At 43.2% G+C, this 17,516-nt stretch carries 17 protein-coding genes; all 17 read right to left on the bottom strand.

The features are described 5' to 3' along the window. Position 1: 1 nt before the first annotated feature. The 17 genes from rng to AB4209_RS03020 all read right to left on the bottom strand — a co-directional run bounded on the left by rng (position 2) and on the right by AB4209_RS03020 (position 17,472). On the bottom strand, positions 2-1,471 hold the full coding sequence (gene rng, locus AB4209_RS03100) for a ribonuclease G (protein ID WP_017061363.1): 1,470 nt from the start codon (positions 1,469-1,471) through the stop codon (positions 2-4). A 20-nt stretch (positions 1,472-1,491) separates the two neighbouring features. Beyond that, positions 1,492-2,115 (bottom strand): nucleoside triphosphate pyrophosphatase, encoded by a 624-nt coding sequence (locus tag AB4209_RS03095; RefSeq protein ID WP_372054815.1) that lies wholly within the window; start codon positions 2,113-2,115, stop codon positions 1,492-1,494. A 7-nt stretch (positions 2,116-2,122) separates the two neighbouring features. Then, the gene (mreD, locus tag AB4209_RS03090) at positions 2,123-2,611 is read right to left on the bottom strand and encodes a rod shape-determining protein MreD (RefSeq protein WP_004735926.1); all 489 of its coding nucleotides are present in this window, start codon (positions 2,609-2,611) and stop codon (positions 2,123-2,125) included. Next, complete coding sequence (mreC, locus tag AB4209_RS03085; RefSeq protein ID WP_004735927.1) at positions 2,601-3,488, bottom strand: rod shape-determining protein MreC; 888 nt, start codon at positions 3,486-3,488, stop codon at positions 2,601-2,603. The genes mreD and mreC overlap by 11 nt, the downstream gene beginning before the upstream one ends. A 94-nt stretch (positions 3,489-3,582) precedes the next feature. After that, positions 3,583-4,626 (bottom strand): rod shape-determining protein, encoded by a 1,044-nt coding sequence (locus AB4209_RS03080; RefSeq protein ID WP_017062957.1) that lies wholly within the window; start codon positions 4,624-4,626, stop codon positions 3,583-3,585. A 150-nt stretch (positions 4,627-4,776) separates the two neighbouring features. Next, entirely contained in the window at positions 4,777-8,682 is a 3,906-nt protein-coding gene (locus AB4209_RS03075; RefSeq protein WP_372054813.1) for a DUF6701 domain-containing protein, read from the bottom strand. Positions 8,683-8,685: 3 nt separating this feature from the next. Then, entirely contained in the window at positions 8,686-9,129 is a 444-nt protein-coding gene (locus AB4209_RS03070; protein ID WP_029235849.1) for a hypothetical protein, read from the bottom strand. Next, positions 9,119-9,862 carry a PilW family protein gene (locus tag AB4209_RS03065; RefSeq protein ID WP_017066956.1) on the bottom strand — a complete coding sequence of 248 codons (744 nt, stop codon included), beginning with the start codon at positions 9,860-9,862 and terminating at the stop codon, positions 9,119-9,121. Before AB4209_RS03065 ends, AB4209_RS03070 begins: the two co-directional genes overlap by 11 nt. Then, positions 9,862-10,251, bottom strand: coding sequence for a prepilin-type N-terminal cleavage/methylation domain-containing protein (locus AB4209_RS03060; RefSeq protein WP_016790948.1), 390 nt, complete (start codon positions 10,249-10,251; stop codon positions 9,862-9,864). Before AB4209_RS03060 ends, AB4209_RS03065 begins: the two co-directional genes overlap by 1 nt. Next, positions 10,251-10,757, bottom strand: coding sequence for a prepilin-type N-terminal cleavage/methylation domain-containing protein (locus tag AB4209_RS03055; protein ID WP_372054810.1), 507 nt, complete (start codon positions 10,755-10,757; stop codon positions 10,251-10,253). Before AB4209_RS03055 ends, AB4209_RS03060 begins: the two co-directional genes overlap by 1 nt. 145 nt (positions 10,758-10,902) lie before the next feature. After that, a complete protein-coding gene (locus AB4209_RS03050; RefSeq protein ID WP_102393510.1) occupies positions 10,903-11,355 on the bottom strand; it encodes a type II secretion system protein in 453 nt (150 codons plus the stop codon). Positions 11,356-11,390: 35 nt separating this feature from the next. Continuing rightward, positions 11,391-11,966 carry a prepilin-type N-terminal cleavage/methylation domain-containing protein gene (locus AB4209_RS03045; RefSeq protein WP_017061353.1) on the bottom strand — a complete coding sequence of 192 codons (576 nt, stop codon included), beginning with the start codon at positions 11,964-11,966 and terminating at the stop codon, positions 11,391-11,393. A gap of 79 nt (positions 11,967-12,045) precedes the next feature. After that, positions 12,046-12,501, bottom strand: a complete 456-nt coding sequence (locus AB4209_RS03040; RefSeq protein ID WP_017068728.1) for a hypothetical protein — start codon at positions 12,499-12,501, stop codon at positions 12,046-12,048. Positions 12,502-12,504: 3 nt separating this feature from the next. Next, entirely contained in the window at positions 12,505-13,728 is a 1,224-nt protein-coding gene (locus AB4209_RS03035) for a type II secretion system F family protein (protein WP_017061351.1), read from the bottom strand. Between the two features lie 12 nt (positions 13,729-13,740). Beyond that, on the bottom strand, positions 13,741-15,465 hold the full coding sequence (locus AB4209_RS03030) for a GspE/PulE family protein (protein ID WP_017061350.1): 1,725 nt from the start codon (positions 15,463-15,465) through the stop codon (positions 13,741-13,743). Then, on the bottom strand, positions 15,455-16,630 hold the full coding sequence (locus AB4209_RS03025; RefSeq protein WP_372051211.1) for a tetratricopeptide repeat protein: 1,176 nt from the start codon (positions 16,628-16,630) through the stop codon (positions 15,455-15,457). Before AB4209_RS03025 ends, AB4209_RS03030 begins: the two co-directional genes overlap by 11 nt. A 2-nt stretch (positions 16,631-16,632) precedes the next feature. After that, positions 16,633-17,472 (bottom strand): ExeA family protein, encoded by an 840-nt coding sequence (locus AB4209_RS03020; protein WP_017061348.1) that lies wholly within the window; start codon positions 17,470-17,472, stop codon positions 16,633-16,635. Positions 17,473-17,516 lie beyond the last annotated feature (44 nt).

Below are 17,516 nucleotides of genomic sequence, written 5' to 3'. Positions count from 1 at the left end.
ATTACATCATAACAACATCAAACTGCTCTTGTATGTACAGAGGCTCAGCCTGGATTTTAACTTGCTTACCAATAAAGACTTCAAGCTCCGCAAGCGCATGAGATTCATCGCCCTCTAACGCCTCAGCTACGGCAGCTGCCGCATAGACCACAAATTTATCGGCGTCGTACGCACGATTCACTCGCGTGATCTCTCGAAGAATTTCATAACAAACGGTTTCAACTGTCTTCACACTGCCGCGGCCTTCACAAGCAGGACAGCTCGAACATAGGATATGCTCAATACTTTCACGAGTACGTTTACGAGTCATCTCAACCAAACCAAGCTGCGTGAAGCCATTAATATTGGTTTTCACACGGTCTTTGTCGAGCGCAGCCTCTAAAGAAGTTAGTACTCGCTTACGATGTTCCTCAGACAACATATCAATAAAGTCGATAATGATGATGCCACCTAGGTTACGCAGACGTAGCTGGCGAGCAATCGCTTGAGTCGCTTCTACGTTGGTGTTGAAAATCGTCTCTTCTAGATTACGACGACCAACAAACGCGCCAGTGTTGATATCAACCGTGGTCATCGCTTCAGTTTGGTCGATAATCAGATATCCACCAGACTTTAATTCGACTTTACGATCCAATGAACGCTGAATTTCGTTCTCGGTATCGTACATATCAAAGATAGGCTTATCACCTTCATACAGCTCAAGCTTGTCTGTCAGCTCAGGCACGTATTCAGAGGTAAACTCTTTTAGGTTTTCATATTCTAGACGAGAATCGACCTGAATCTTGCTCAGCTCAGTACCGACGAAGTCACGTAAGATACGTTGGCTTAAGCAAAGCTCACCATACAAACGAGTACGCGCCTTGTGCTTACCACGACGCTCTAATACTTTTAGCCATAATCGCTTCAAGAATGCGGCATCTTGTGCCAACTCATTTGAATCTGCACCTTCTGCTGCTGTGCGGATGATGAAGCCACCGTGTTCGTCACAGTAACGAGACACGACTTTTTTAAGACGGTTACGTTCAGACTCGCTGTCGATACGTTGAGATACACCAACATGACTTGCGCCCGGCATAAATACCAGATAACGAGACGGTAGAGTGATATCAGTGGTTAAGCGAGCACCTTTAGTACCAAGAGGGTCTTTGACCACTTGCACCACAATGTCTTGCCCTTGACGGACAAGCTCTGAAATATCACGAACCTGAAATTGTTTCTTTTCGTTTTCAGCGACACATTCAGTGTGTGGGACAATATCAGAGGCGTGTAAAAAAGCTGCTTTCTCAAGGCCTATATCCACAAAAGCCGCCTGCATTCCCGGAAGAACACGGCTTACACGTCCTTTATAGATATTTCCTACGATACCGCGTCGAGCATCTCGTTCGACATGGATCTCTTGAAGAGCCCCCCCTTCAATCATGGCCACACGAGTTTCACTCGGGGTCACGTTCAGCAACAATTCAGCACTCATGGTGCACCTCAGATTAGTAATTATAAGAATTCTTGCAGTAGCTGGTCCGTTTCAAATAAAGGTAAGCCGACAACGGCGTAATAACTACCTTCGATTCGGGTGACAAAGCGTCCGCCCAAACCTTGGATCCCATAGCTACCGGCTTTATCGCATGGCTCCCCTGTTTGCCAGTATTGTTCTATTTCTTTTTCACTGAGGGGTTTAAACCATACGTCGGTAATAATGACTTCTGTTCTTTGTTTTTCTTCTGAAACCACAGAAACCGCCGTCATCACTTGGTGACGTTCATTCGCTAACTGAGTAAGCATGCGCTTAGAGTCAGCAAAATCGGTGGGTTTCTCAAGCACTTGCCCTTGGCTTACGACGACTGTGTCAGAACCAAGAACGACTATATCAGAGCCATGATCTACAGTATCAGAACTAGAAACGACATGCTGCCTTTCAGAAGGGTTATCTTTCAATAAAAACAACGCAGCTAAAGCTTTATCTAAAGATAGTCGCTTAACATATTCTTCGGCGGTTTCTTGAGCGTGTTTACACTCTTCAACATCGGTTACGAGGACAGAAAACTCATAACCGAGTTGAGATAGCAATTCTTTGCGGCGTGGAGAGCCGGATGCCAAAACTAAATGTTTCTTTTCCATCGTCACGCTACCTCACATGCCAATGGCGACGCACGCGTCTCATTAATAAAAACATCCAAGGCCAAAGTATACAGTTTATCAATGCGCTCCATAACGATAACGGATTGAAAACAACATCTTGGATCAAATATTCACCAAAGAAGATCAACACCTCAAACAAGACCGTTAACGCGGCAATGATCATCGCTTGCTGCCATAACGCCATGTTACGAATGACGAGGAAGTTCATCGCAATAATGTACATCACTATTGCCATCATCATGCCTCGAATACCCAGAGTAGAGCCGATCAAAAGGTCCCACAATAAGCCTAAAATCAAAGCACTACCCACGTTAACACGATGCGGTAGAGCCAAAACCCAGTAACACGTAACCAGCAGCAACCAAGATGGTCTAAATAGATCTAAGCTACCAGGCCAAGGGATCGTTTGCAGAATAAGGGCTACTAAAAATGAGCAGCCAATTACGACCTTGCTTCTTAAAACGCTATTGGCCATCTTCGCCCTCTAACAATGCTTGTTCTATGCTCGATTGATCCGCTTGCATCTGTTTGTTTTCATCAGGCCATACAAGCAGCAGGTATCTGAGCTTATCGAACTCAACCACAGGCTCTGCTTTAATCACAGCGAACTCACGTTTCGGGTCGTAATCAACGGCCGTAACATAGGCGACTGGATAACCTTCTGGATATACCCCACCAAGACCTGATGTCACCAACAGATCTTCTTCTTGTATATCGGTACTGGTTGGAATGTGCTCTAGCTGGATCTCATCAATCATGCCATTGCCCGAAGCAATCACACGGATGTCATTACGAATAACCTGAACAGGAATCGCATTGTTTGCATCAGTGAGTAGTAATACACGACTATTATGAGCAGCAACGAAAGTGACTTGGCCGACAATGCCTTTTTCGTTGATCACCGGCTGACCTTCATACACCCCATCAATCTGACCTTTGTCGATCACGACTTGATGGCGATATGGTGAAGTGTCTACCGCCATAACTTCTGTGACGACTTTCTTCTCATCACGGATAAACGGCGAGCCTAACAGCTTACGAAGGCGCTTGTTTTCTTCTTGATATTGCTCAAGCAGAATCAGCTCGCTCTTCAGACGCAAGACTTCTCGTTTAATATTATGGTTAGATTCAATTAACCCTTTGCGAGTGCTAAAACGGTCGTAAACACCATCGAACATAGTGCGAGGCAAGTTGGCTGCATATTGAATAGGCGCAACCATGCTGTTTAATAGATAGCGAACATTTGAGAAAGCATCTAAACGACTATCAGCCAGCATAAGGCTGGCTGATAAAATTACAGCAAAAAACAGGCGCAATTGTAGAGAGGGACCTCTACCAAAAATTGGCTTCATTCTATATTTGGTCCTAGAGCTACATTTGATCCTATAGACAAGGTCCTAGGCTCTTTACATAAAACTAGATAAGAAAAGAGCCTAACACTAGATATTATTCTTCGCTGAACAGATCGCCGCCGTGCATGTCGATCATCTCTAGAGCTTTACCGCCACCTAGAGCAACACACGTTAATGGCTCTTCTGCAACAACAACAGGGATACCTGTTTCTTCTGTTAACAGGCGATCAAGGTCTTTAAGCAGTGCACCACCACCTGTTAGTACCATACCGTTTTCTGAGATATCAGAAGCCAGCTCTGGTGGACACTGTTCAAGTGCAACCATGACTGCAGATACGATGCCAGATAGAGGTTCTTGAAGTGCTTCAAGGATTTCGTTTGAGTTTAGGCTAAAGCTACGAGGCACACCTTCAGCAAGGTTACGACCACGTACTTCGATCTCTTCGACTTCATCGCCAGGGTAAGCTGAACCGATTTCGTGTTTGATCTTCTCTGCTGTCGCTTCACCGATCAAGCTGCCGTAGTTACGACGAACGTAGTTGATGATCGCTTCATCAAAACGGTCACCACCAATGCGAACAGAAGACGAGTAAACCACACCGTTCAGTGAGATAACCGCAACTTCAGTAGTACCACCACCGATATCAACAACCATTGAACCTGTTGGCTCAGAGACACGTAGGCCAGCACCAATCGCAGCAGCCATAGGCTCATCGATTAGGTAAACCTCACGAGCACCAGCACCTAACGCTGATTCACGGATAGCACGACGCTCAACCTGTGTTGAACCACAAGGTACACAAACCAAAACACGAGGACTTGGTTTAAGCACACTGTTGTCATGCACTTGTTTGATGAAGTGCTGAAGCATTTTTTCCGTTACGTAAAAGTCGGCAATTACACCGTCTTTCATTGGACGGATCGCTGAAATGTTACCAGGCGTACGACCAAGCATTTGCTTAGCAGCGTGGCCAACAGCAGCGACACTCTTTGCAGAACCCGCACGATCTTGGCGAATAGCTACAACTGAAGGCTCATCAAGAACAATGCCTTGGCCTTTTACATAAATAAGGGTATTGGCTGTACCTAAATCAATCGATAGGTCGTTTGAAAACATGCCACGAAGTTTTTTAAACATATTCTTCGCTCATCCTGCAAGAATTAGAAGACAAAAATTGCACTAAATGTACCAATGCCTTGCTGTTACGGCAAGGCATTGAAGTACAAACATGGACTGAAACCCGCAATTTCTTACAGATTCCTAACTTAAGGGGCAAAAATTATATTATTACTGACCTGTTAAGCCACTTTCACCTCGGTAGATCACTCGATCGTTACCGCGGTAGATACCGAATGTGACGACGGTGGATGGATCTTCATCACCTAAGCCTCTCCAGTTATACTGTAGCCAAGGTTGAGTTCCCTTACTTCCAAAACAAGTAGCTCCACTTGGTGAACTACCCTGCCTTAAAAACAACCTGACTTGCTCACGACGACTAGTATCTTGCTTAGCAATAAGGTTACTTGATACCCCCTTCAATACTGAGACAATATCATCACTTCCATTATCATCTGTATCGCTAGTTAATTTGGCATCTGTAACCTCTGAATCATGCCAAATTTTAGTTACACAGTAATCACTACCATTAAACTGGCTTCCACTGTCATCTGAATTAATCTCAAATTTACTTCCAGACCAATACTGAACTTCTAATGGAACTTGGATACTACTACCTTGATTACCTCCTACATCTTTGAGAGACATCCTTCCATATCTAAAATCCGGTTGAGCATTAAACTTTGTACCATTGGTATAATCTGTATTAGTATTGTCTAAGTCTAGAAATTGTAAATCTACACCATCAACTTTATCACTGACCCACACCCCAAATTCACTAGTAGTGTCATCGTACGGGCCATCTTCACTAGCTAGCCTTAAGAATTCATAATCAAAATTTTCAATTGTTAAACGAGCCGAAGACCAATCATCTTCTCCCCAACTAATGTGGTCCGCATCCTTTTCTCCTGATAACCAAACCCTTGTATTTAAAACTGCACCATCTTCTTCGTTTATCGCTACATGCTTAATCGATGCCTTTAATGAATCCGCAAATAGACCATAGTTAGTCACTGGTTCGTTATCTCGATTGCGGGCTTCAACGATAAAATTGAAAGAAATACCCTGTGCCATATAAGCAAAACTATCCTGACCGCTAGAATAGTTCCAACTGTTACTAATAAGTGTTAAGTAATCAGGATAAAAACGACCTATATTCTTGTTTCCAGAAAATCCGCCAAGAATCTTGCCATAAAAGCTGCTCGAGTCTTCGGTCACTTCAAAATTTATACTACCAACTTCTGAATAATTTAAACTTTTGAATTTATAACCATTATCATCAAGACTAATATCGGAACTAGACTGAGTCAATTGGCTACCAGGCTCTAAGCTACCAAGCACTGCACCATTATTGCTAGGAGTATCCAGAGTATGAGTTGCAACGACAGCACCAGAGGACAGCAAATAGTTTTGTGTTACTAAGCTATTGTTACACGAAGGGTTAGCGTTACTCGAGAATCTAATTGGTTTAGCAAACACGTCAAACTCTTCCCCCGCTGCAACAAACGCATTCCCACCACTGCTGTTACCATCAGAATTGCTGCCCGTACAAATAGCAAATTGCCAAGGACGAGAGTAGACGGAGAAACTTCCCTCTAAATCGTAACTCCCATCATCAGGACAACCCGCGAAACCAGTACAATCAAAACTGCTGTCTTTTAAAGTGACATTGAAAAGGCCTGATTCAGAAATAGTTAAGTCTGTTGAGGCGATGCCTTTTTTGAACTCAGGTAAGTAAGTCAGCGAACCATCGGAGCCACTCCAAGAGCTATCAAGCTCATGAGTAATAGTAACTTCATCACCAGCTTCACCTGCATAATTTTCAGCAACAACAATTGAGCCCCCTAGGTCGCAGGCTAAAACTTTAGTTACCGTAGGAGTAGCTTGCCCCGCAATAACGTCAAGACGATTGGTTGGAGTATTGCCATCCACTAAAGAGAATTTAAATGGTACGAACTTAAACTGGCTTTCAACCTCTTTACCAGAATCATCGACTAATGTCGCCGTTAGCTTATAACCTGTATCAAAATCAATATTGGCAGTATCTTTAGCGACAACTTTTAAAGTTAATTCACCATCGTCATTTGAAACATAATTAGGGTAAGTACCTGAACCTTGTCCTTGCAGTACAGAAACGTCGAATTCATCAGCGTCTGGCGTAATACTCACCGTAACACCTAGGCTTCCCGCCACACCATTATTAGAGGTATTAATGGTAAATTGAAGGGAGTCGTCGCCACACATCAAAGCTAAATCGGTTGCTGGGGAAATATCAATTTCATAGTCATCCGAAGGTTGAAAACAATGATTGTCAGTCGCAATAATCTTAGAAGTATTCCTCAGGCTAATAGCCTTAGCAGTAACTGCACCATAGACCGTTGACTGGTTTCTCATAATGACATCGACTTCGCTATATAAAAGACCTCTAAACTCACTCCGGTTGGCAAAGTTAACAGTAGAGTTTTGCAATGCGTGGATAAAAACTACTAGTTGCCCATCACCTTCTTCACCGAAAAATGAATCATTATGACTTAAATTCACTTTTCCTATGTGAATAATAACTTTTTCTCCGTCAGGGATAATGACTCTCCCTGCGTTATTAATATCCAAACTACCGACCCAGTATGTGCCGCTATAAAATGTTACAGAGCCTTTTCCAACACTCAAACTTCCTATTGATTCATTATTAGAAAATTCTGCATCATCCTGCCATACATTTACAGTCTCCAGTCCATTATCAGGAGATTGGAAGCTTTCTAGTTCTTGCTTATTAACCAACAATCCTTCTTCACCATAACACTCCGTACTATCACAAGCGCTCTCCTTCTTATTTCCTGTTATCGTATTTTGAGGAAACCCTATATACCTCTTTCCATTTGATACTAACGCTCCTTCTATCCCCTCCGATGTATCCAACAAAATATAAGTATTCTCGTTATTTTTCCATGTTTGAGCTGGTGAAGGGAATAACTGACAAATTTCACTCGTTGGCGGCTTATCAAATAAAAAGTACGAATAGGGCTCTACAACATGCGCACGTTCATAATCTTGAGTCATGTCTTCTTCGTTGATTAAAGCAACACCAGTTTTCGATACTGAACAGCGCCTCAACCAGCCGCCATTGTTACCATTACGTGTACGCTTTGACGCGAGTAATGTAGGGATACCCGAAAAACCAGAAGCTGAAAAATCTTGTACAAGCTGACAACCTTCTGTGATTGGTTTGATAACCCTATCATCGATATTCAGCGTATTTGATGTTGACCCTTGGCCAAGCCAAAATTTCTGCCCATTTATAAACCCTTCTCCTAGCCCTGCGACAAAAGCAACTTGTTCATTACTAGTAAGCTGAGCATTAGATGAAACTTCTGAACGATCAAGGACTAGATTAAATGCATTTGTTGTCGGGTTTAGAGCTATTGGGGTTAACCAAACAGGAGCGCTACCTTGCATATTGCTCAAGCTTTGAATCTGTACTAAAACGCCCGGAGAAGAGCTAAAGTTGGATGACAAGCCAAAATCACTGAATTGCACCAACTTACTATTATTAGACCCACCACCAACATTTGAATAAGTACGGTTATAATCAACTGTTCCTGCGACTAACTTCGCCCCACTATCAAACTCCAGTACGCCAGGTTCAATGACCAAATAATCGATATTTTCCATTGGAGCATCAACGTACTCCACTAAAGGATCGCTGGCATTGGTGCTACATCGCCACTGCCCTTTATCATTCTGCTTCAAGCGAACACACGCCGCATCATGGGGCGGAAGTAGCTGCTTTATCGTTGCCTGACTCGATGAAATAGACCAAACACGGAGATCAGAAGGGTATTCTGTCGTTTTACTATTAAAGTTTGAGCGGGTCGCATTAACCGTTGACATAACAAACACCAAAGGCGCTGAATCATAGGTTTTTTCAAACTCAATTACACACTCTACTTTTGATCCGGAAATAGTACATTTATCGGCGGGAATCGTACCGAACTCAAACTGAGGGTTAGTATTAACATTAGCTTGAACTAATGGAGATAAAAAAAGCGCAACTAATAATACAGAGAAATGCTTTATCATCGTTTATTCCCTCACCCAAACTTCTTGAATACGCTGTACTTGATTGATACCTGAACCACAAACAACCGAAGACTCTAAAACATAAAAAACAAAACCACCTAATTCACCACGACTTGAGCACTCTAAACTATTAAGAGAGCAGTTCATTGGTACTCTGGATATCAAAGATTTAGCTTCAGAAACTACACCAAGTGGCTCTAGGTTAGTACACGCGGCGGAAACAGCAGAAGAGGCAAGTGGGTCAAGGCTCGGATAAAACTGAGTCATTACATACTCATTAACAGAATGGCTTAATAGCCATGCCTGAGTGCCCAATACTGAGCGGGTATTGGTATCGTGAGTTGACCAACTGGTACGCGTTAAACTTGTCGCGAGAAACCCAACAATAACGATGACAAAAATAACTATTATAAGTGCGCTACCACGCTGTTGATAACTACGGGACATTGAGCACCTGCACTTCTTGTTCAAAGGTCGTGGTTTCACCATTAACAGTAAATGTAAAGGTTAGATCTACAATTCCATTTTGCTGAACCGTAGCCGGAGAATATAAAAGGGAGCTTTTAGCAACATTTAATTTATCACTAATGGTAACTGGCGCTCCACCATTGGCTCTTGTTAAAAAATCATCGCCAGAAAGACAGTATTCAACAGGATTATCATCGTCAAAAATATAATGCCGATTACTCACAGACCCTCCGACCAAATCACTAGCCTGATCGACCAAAGTAAATGCAGCTCCTGAGACATTTGTTCCTGTAACTTGGCTGATATTAGTTAATGAGAATACATTATCGATATTATTAATTTCTTCGTAAGGGCGCGTTGGGTTAATAACCATTGATAAGTTTTTCAGTGATTGAATATCACTATCTGAATCGCCTACTAAAAAATTAATATCTGCCCCTGATACCACATAGAAACCAGAGTCTACGATTGGGTAAAAAGAGACACAACCGCTAGATACTGCTGAGGGGAATAGGTTTGGTACTGCATGCCTCATCTCACGTGATATTTTTTCAATAACAAAATTGGCTTCAGTTTGTAAGCGATAACGTTCTACCGTACTAAAATAACCTTTTACACCCACTTCCGTGAAATTAGCTAAACCGAGCAACAGAATGCTAGATACAACGATGGCTAGAATCAACTCGATCAATGTAAAGCCTTTCATTCGCATCAATAGTTCCCCTTAAAAGCATTAAAGGACACTGTTGGCTGCGAGCTTGAAGTAACTTCGACAATGACAGATTTAAGATTACTACTCGCGCCTGATACTGGGTCTATAGAAACCTCAACTTGAAAGTTTATGTAGGTAGATGCATCTTTAATCAAGTTGCTTAGATCCGTTTCACCATCAAACGTATCAATATCCGTATAGCTTTGAGCAAGTAACCTAGACATAACACTACTACCTAATGCTGAAGCTCGATTGTAGTAGTTTGCATCGCTAGATTGGGCAGATTGTGGAGCTAAAAAAGAGGATAATGTAAGCGCCGCAAAACCCAGTAAGACGATTACAATCACTGATTCTATTAAAGTGAATCCTTTTACATTGTTTTTCACCATCAACACCTTCCCACTTCAGCAGAAACAAAGCCTTGCTCATTAATACAAACCCAAACTCGGTTTTCTGAGTTTGCTTGTTCACTGATCTCTATACCTACTCCAGCCGAAGCTGCTAGGGTAGGATTTCCTAAAAGGTCAAATTCCAGGGTGTTATCTGTAAGATCAGGTTGGTAGCGAAATAAGTACCCATGTTCCAACACACGATCACTTCGCGAAACTGACTCTTCGTCGGATGAGCACGCATTAGATGAACCAAGACAATTTCCATCAGCCACGAGTTGAAAATTATCTTGGTCTAAAGGAGATGACGAATCAAGGTTGGATTGCATGCGGTTGACTTGAACCTGCCTAACAACTGAAATGACTTGATCTTGTAAGGCATAAAGTTCAAAGCTACTTCGACCGGACATACGTGATACAGCGGTAATAGATACGATAGCAAGAATAATGATAACGATGATCAGCTCTACCAGAGTAAAGCCATTGGGGATGGGGCTGTTATCCATAATGAGCCTCTAACTGCCAAGCGAATACTAATTATACAAGATAACGAATGTAGTGATCTTATGTATATGAATAGTTTTGATATTTATGTGCTTTGGATAGAAAAAAGGCCAGCATCTGCTGGCCTTCCATAATCATTTCAAATAATTACTCACAAGCTACCAAGTCAATTGAAGGTTCATCTCCCTCTGACTGAGCTTGTTGATAAGTAACGTGACAAGTAGCAGCATCATTTGCAAAACCGTAGGCAACGGTACCAGCAGATTGACCTGTTACTTCTGTCCAATCATCAGTCAAGCCAGATACAATTGCAGTTAATGCTGCAGATGTACCTTCAGGGTAACCCCAAACCACATTAATAGTACTTTGACCAACTGAAATTGCAGTAGGCGCTTCAGTTCCTTCTTGCCCAGCAATAGCTGCCTTACCATAAGTAATACCCGCAGCTCCAGCCATAGCCCCCTTAAGGCCCTCTGCTGAAGCTCGTTTAGCATCATCTTGCAGATTCAAGAAGCGTGGTGCCGCAGTTACAGCAAGAATACCTAGAATAACAATTACAACCACTAGTTCGATTAGGGTGAAACCGCCTTGTCTTTTCATAGTTAAGCTCTCTCTATGTTTAATTTTACGCAGACTTACTGCAAAGTTACGGTCACACGACCAGTTTTAATTTCGTAAACAAATTCATGTTCTGTACTACCTTCTAATTGAACGTAAGTACAGGTTGCATCACCTGAATTCGCTTGCGCTGAATATTTGTAATTTGAGTCATTAGCGATATCTGAAACCGCACCAACTTTAGGTGGGTTTTGCAGCAAGTTTTCCATCAACTCAGAACATGTTTCATCTGAAATATCTTGTGGAGCAGTGCTCGAATTATTGTTCAGAGTCCACGGATAGCCATCACGAAAGTCGGTCTCGACGTTGTTACTGTTTTTTGATCTTGTTAACCAAAAATCAACACCATCATAGTTTACAGTATTGTATGTTTCAACACCTATCTTCTCTGATGGCCTAGCCTCTGCTTCCCACTGTGCTCTTGCTGATAATACTGCGGTTGCAAAACCACCAGCCACGCCTTCAATACTGGATTTTTTAGCCTCATCTGTCACATCTAAGAAGCGGGGTAAAGCCGCCACTGCCAATAAACCAACGACAACAATTACGATGACTAATTCGACAAGGGAGAAACCCTTTTGATTTTTAAGCATTTTCTACCTACTCATCTAATTACTAACGCGCATTATACATTTGCACACGTATAAAACCATAAAAAAACTGTCAATATTTTCACAAAGCCAAAATATTGGCTTTTACACTAAACCTTTCTCTTTCAAGTAATATATCTACCTGATATTTATCAGTATAGTGATAACTACAGTGAAAGTGTCTGTTGTCACTTTTATCTTCAACTCTTGGAGAGCTTAGCCCTAAAATGCTCCCTTGAGGATATAATTGATCCAGCCAATAATTACAGTCTCGCTCCGTACCTTGGATAGGCATTACCCACCCAGTTCTGCTGTAGATCTTTGGGGGTTCCGAGCCTTCTTCTTGCCCAGCACCTGATAACAAATACTGCTGTTTGAACAAATTGGCTTGCTCTAAAATCCGCTTGCTCGCGACGATAAATGCCGTGTTAGTCGCTTCTTCTTCTACCGTTTTGAATGCCGAAAGCACACCGACAATAAGAAAAAGAATAACCACTGTCCAAATAACAAAACGTGAGCGTTGTAGGTTATTTAGCATTCCCTAGCCTTTGATCGCATCCAACATTCCCCACATCGGCAAGAAGATACCTAGCGCCAAAATCAGCACCATGCCCGCAACGATGGTTAACAAAATGGGTTCAATTCTGGCGGTCAAAGTTTTCAGATCGTAATCGACTTCGCGGTCATAAAAATCAGCTACTTCAAGTAAGAGCTCATCAATACGGCCCGTCTCTTCACCGACGGAGATCATTTGTATCACTAGCGGTGTGAAAATTTCGCTGTTAATTGCGGTCGACGAAACCGTGCTACCGGCTTCAATGGCCGACTTCATGGCTTGAACTCGCAACTCTAGAAAACGGTTATCTAAGGCTTCCGCTGAAAGCGCTAGTGACTGGTTCAGTGGAACACCAGCTTTAAGCATCAAAGCAAAAGTACGTGAGAAGCGTGACAACAGTGCTCGATTCACCACTCCGCCAATGACCGGCATTTTTAAGCGTAATCGATCCCACTTCTCGAGCCCTTTGTCTGTCTTAACCCAGGCTTTAAAAGCAAAGATAAGACCAAAGATCACGCCTAGCATTAAGCCCCAGTAATTCACAAAGAACTCAGACATACCAATCAAGATACGAGTAGGCAGCGGCAAGTCGACACCAAAGCGCGCAAACATGCTTGAGAACTGTGGAATAACCTTGATGTTAAGAATGAACATTGCGATCAAGATAAAACTGATCACGAATGTTGGGTAACGCATCGCAGTCTTAATTCGTTTGCGAGTCTCAACTTCTTGTTCGTAATATCCAGCTAATTGCAGTAAAGCCTGATCTAGACGGCCTGTGTTTTCACCAACGCCAATCATCGAGACAAACAACGGACTGAATACCTTTGGGTGCATCTGCATTGACGCCGCTAAGCCGCGACCATTAGTTAGCTCAGCAACCACCTCTTCCAAGGCGGCTTTCAGCTGCTTATTTTCGCAGTTTTGAGTGAGGCCTTTCATCGATCTTAATAGTGGTACACCCGCTTTGGTTAGGCTGTATAACTGTCGACAAAACAGAACCAACACCTCTAACGGTACACTCGGAAAGAACAGACTCGATACATCCATATCTAAGACTGAACCACCACTTTTGCCCAGTTTGATAGAGGTTGGAATGATCCCTTTACTCATCAAGCTTTCAGCAGCAAGATCTTCGTTATTCGCGTCTAATTGCCCACTTACTTGACTACCATCAGAGCTGCGACCTACATAACGATACGTTGGCATATCATTCTACCCCTACAGATAAATTGGGTCAGTGGCACCGGACGCATCACCTTCGCCAAGATGCATTATCTCATCAAGACTCACGACACCTTGCAGAGCCAATTCCATCGCAGAAGCCAATAACGGTTTATAGTTTTCAGACTGTCTCGCCTTTTGAGCAAAACCTACCGCATCATTAGCTCTCAGTGCATCCATCATGTTTTGCTCTAGCTCCAACATTTCAAATACACCAATTCGCCCGCGGTAACCCGTTAAGTTACAGTTCTGGCAACCACGGCCTTTCATAAACGGCACACCTACTTGGTTAGGGAAACGGACGCTCAGCCATTGCTTGCGAGGTTCATCTAACTCATCCTCAACCTTACAATCTGTACACACTTTACGAACTAATCGCTGTGCGACTACTGCTCGAACAGCGCTCGCGACCAAGTAACCCGGAGCACCCATATCCATCATACGCAACGCGCTGTCTACCGCATCATTGGTATGTAACGTACTTAATACTAAGTGGCCGGTCAGTGCAGCTCTCAAGCCTATCTCAACGGTTTCGTGGTCACGCATCTCACCGATAAGAATAATATCGGGATCCTGACGTAGAAAGGTTCTCAAGATAGTAGAGAAATCGAGATTGATCTTAGGGTTTACCTGAACTTGATTCACACGAGGTAGGCGGTATTCCACCGGGTCTTCCGCAGTAATGATCTTTTTACCCGGTTCGTTTAATTCACTTAACGCGCCGTATAAGGTTGTTGTTTTACCTGAGCCGGTTGGTCCGGTAACCAAAATCATGCCATGTGGACGGCGCAATTGTTGACGCAGACGAACCAACAGATCACTCGGTATGCCCGACTCTTCTAGTTTACGTAGGCCTGCTGACTGGTTAAGAAGACGCATAACCACTGATTCACCGTGCTGTACTGGCATGGTCGACATACGAATATCAACCGACTGACCTTTAGCTCGGATATTAAAGCGACCATCTTGAGGAAGACGTTTCTCTGAGATATCGAGGTTTGCCATCAGCTTCAAGCGCAGTACAAGTGCCGAAGCAATATTCACCTCATTCAGCAATGTTTCATGCAGCACACCATCAATACGCTGACGAAGACGCAATACGTTTGAATCTGGCTCGATATGAATATCCGAAGCGCCAACCTGAATAGCATCTTCAAATAGCGAGTTGATCAGCTTAACGACGGTAACTTCATCACTGTCTTCTTCAGCGATATCGAAATCAAAGGCATCATTAACTTGGTGTTCAGCGTGAAGTTGCTCAGCAAACGAGGCAATCTCTTTGGTTCTTCGATAATAGCGATCGAAGCCATCAACCAATTGCCTTTCTTGAGCAACAACGAATTCCAGCGCGTAATCGCCAAGCTGACCAAGCAAAGACTCTTGGGCAAACAGATCGGCTGGGTCACTCATTGCAACACGCAAAGTGTCACCTTGGCGTCCAATAACCAATGCACGAAGGCGACGAGCATGTACTTCGGGTAAAAGCTGTACTGCTTCAACATCGACAACGGCTCGGCTTAAATCAATAAGAGGAATCGCTAACTGCTGCGACAAAAAGCTCAGCATTTGTTGTTCTGACAAGAAGCCAAGCTCAATTAGAGCGTCACCCAGCTTACGGCCGGTACTTTTCTGAGCGGCCAGTGCTTGTTCAACTTGAGCCTCAGTGATAATGCCTTCTTCGACAAGCAAATCACCAAGTCTTTTTCTTAATCTAATTTGCATCGCCGCTCTCCTCTAAAGCATTGAGTATTTTTAACCGGTCACGCACAAAGCTTTGTGATTGAGATGAGATACCGACTCTGGTTAACGCACCTTGGTATGACGCTTTAGCAGCTGTGAAATCGAGTTGACGTTCTTGCTGAATCGCTAAGCCTAACCACCAGCGAGCATTATCTGAATCGACCTCAACCAACTTTTGGTAACTTTCCAATGCCACTTCTTCTTGCTGACTCTTTTGACTCAAGGCCGCACGCATCGCCAAATAATTTTGGGTAGGGTTCGGTGGTAAATGTATTAACGGACTTAAAGCCGCTTCTGATTGATTCGCTTTTACCAGCAGTTTTGATAACCCTAAACGCAGTTTTTCACTGTTGATGTTGAGCTTGATACCAGACTGATAAAGCTCATAGGCTTTGCGAGTATCGCCTTTACCAAAATAGAGAATCGCAAGTTTCTGACGGACATCTTCATTTCGTGGCGTGTAGCGTAGAGCTTCAGTGTAGCCCTTCAACGCACCAGTAAGATCGTTCGCATCAAGCGCTTTCTGAGCTCGACCTTGTGCATTCACAGATAGCTGTTCCGGAGTTAACTCAACCTGCTCGATCAACATTCCGCTATTTTCTGAATCACCAGAGGCTACAGGCTCATTAGAGATAGACGCAGGATCTTTTTTGGCCACACTAGCAACGTAAACTGGTTGGGGGATGTCAGTCCTAATCGTTTTAGGCGTGCTTAGAGGTTTAGCCGGTGTTTGTTGTTTTGTCGCTTTTGGGGCAGACATAACAACTGATTCGGAAACACTAGGCTTAGATTGAGCGCTTTTTGCCATCGCAGTGTTTTCTGTTGAAAGGATCGCAGAGTCTAGTGTCACCAATTTCTTAGTTGGCGATGAGATAGGTTGAGCAACTTCCTGAATGCCATTTGAATCATCAACGACAGAGACTTGAACCTGTAAATCTCGAGTTGAGATTGACTGCTCAACAATAGACTGATCAATCACAGGGCCTTGCGATATCGCCCAACCGCCCATCGCTAAGCTCAAAGTAAAACCTGCAACAACCCAAACTAGGGGGGAACGCGTTTTTACTTTAGGTACGACTGCGGCTTCAATCGAAGTCGCTGACTTTTTCTTTGCCAATTCAGACAAGGCGTTGTTAATGACGCTCATAATTAATTCCAACCCCACAGTATTGGCGTTTTAAATTTAGGCTTACACACATCGTACGTTTCATGCATAGCTGAAAAAAGATGTTGGTTGTCGATACTTTTCTTATCTTCACTGAACGAAAGCAATAGAGCCTTATGGCAAAGTTGGTTTATCAATCTAGGGATACCTAACGACGAACGACAGATCGCCTTTTTTTGATTCAAGCTGAATAACTCAGGACTGCCACCAGATTTAGCGATTCGATTATCAATATAAGCCACCGTTTCATCGAGATTCAGCGGTCTCAGTGTCGAACTAAATGTGATTCTTTGGCGAAACTGCCTTAGGTGATAAGCCTCTAATCGAGCATCCAATTCTGGCTGACCTAATAGAACAATCTGCAGCAGTTTTTTATCTTCCGTTTCAAGGTTACCAAACAACCTTAATGTTTCGAGCGCTTCATCCGATAGAGCCTGAGCTTCATCAAGAATAGCCACCACTCTTAAACCAGAATTGTGCAATTCAATGAGCTTATGCTGAATGTTATCAACCAAGGTTGCTTCATTATCGACAGCTAAACCAAGCTCTGTTGCAACCGCCTGGCGCAAGTCTGCCCCTGATAACACAGGGTTTGGTAAGTAGATCAGAGCTGTACAGTCATGTAGGTGATTGACCAACATCCGGCAAACCATGGTTTTTCCAGTGCCTACCTCTCCGGTCACCTTAATCACGCCCTCACCCATTTCCAACGCCGAGATTACCGTCTGAATCGCTTCGAAATGAGGCGCTAAGCCATAGAAGAAATCGGTATTCGGCGTTAAGGTAAATGGCAGTTGTTCAAAACCAAAGTGAGCTTGATACATACGACGACCTAGCTTAGTGAGACACTGCCACTCTATATTGAAAA

The organism is Vibrio sp. 10N.286.48.C11 (assembly GCF_041469805.1).
Lineage (GTDB): Bacteria > Pseudomonadota > Gammaproteobacteria > Enterobacterales > Vibrionaceae > Vibrio > Vibrio crassostreae_C.
Note: the sequence above shows the minus strand (reverse complement) of the source record. Positions and strands in the feature narration are given on the sequence as shown.